Origin of the sequence: Microvirga arvi (assembly GCF_016892765.1) — a bacterium.
GTDB classification, from domain to species: domain Bacteria; phylum Pseudomonadota; class Alphaproteobacteria; order Rhizobiales; family Beijerinckiaceae; genus Microvirga; species Microvirga arvi.
In genome coordinates, this window is record NZ_JAFEMD010000196.1 from 1 (window position 1) to 968 (window position 968).

General features: G+C 61.5%; 1 protein-coding gene. It reads left to right on the top strand.

Annotation, left to right across the window (positions count from 1 at the left end; translation table 11 throughout):
- The coding region (locus ILT44_RS30500) for a HAMP domain-containing protein (RefSeq protein WP_204243355.1) at nucleotides 1–968 on the top strand (968 nt) is incomplete at both ends.

Consider the following 968-nt stretch of genomic DNA (forward strand, 5'->3'; position numbering starts at 1 on the left):
ACAGGCCAGGTGCGTAACATCGCCGACGTGACCACCGCGGTGGCGAACGGCGACCTTTCCAAGAAGATCACAGTCGACGTGCGCGGCGAGCTTCTGGAGCTGAAGAACACCATCAACACCATGGTGGACCAGCTCAACTCCTTCGCCTCCGAGGTGACCCGCGTCGCGAAAGAGGTGGGCACCGAGGGTAAGCTCGGTGGCCAGGCCCGCGTGGAAGGCGTCGGCGGCGTCTGGAAGGGCCTCACCGACAACGTCAACATGATGGCGGCCAACCTGACAGGCCAGGTGCGTAACATCGCCGACGTGACCACCGCGGTGGCGAACGGCGACCTTTCCAAGAAGATCACAGTCGATGTTCGGGGTGAGCTTCTGGAATTGAAGAACACCATCAACACCATGGTGGACCAGCTGAACTCGTTTGCTTCCGAAGTGACGCGCGTCGCGAAAGAAGTGGGATCCGAAGGCAAGCTCGGTGGCCAGGCCCAGGTGAAAGGCGTCGGCGGCGTCTGGAAGGGCCTTACGGACAACGTGAACCTCATGGCCGCGAACCTCACCGGTCAGGTGCGCGGTATCGCCGACGTCGTGACTGCTGTTGCGACGGGCGACCTGTCCAAAAAGATCACCGTCGTGGTCGAAGGCGAGATGCTGGAGCTGAAATCGACCATCAACACCATGGTGGACCAGCTCAATTCCTTCGCCTCCGAGGTGACACGCGTGGCGCGCGAGGTGGGCTCCGAAGGCAAGCTCGGTGGCCAAGCCCAGGTGAAAGGCGTGGCCGGCACCTGGAAGGACCTCACCGACAACGTCAATATGATGGCGGCCAACCTCACGGGTCAGGTGCGTAACATCGCCGACGTGACCACCGCGGTGGCGAACGGCGACCTCTCCAAGAAGATCACCGTCGACGTTAAGGGTGAGATGCTGGAGCTGAAGAACACCATCAACACCATGGTGGATCAGCTGAACTC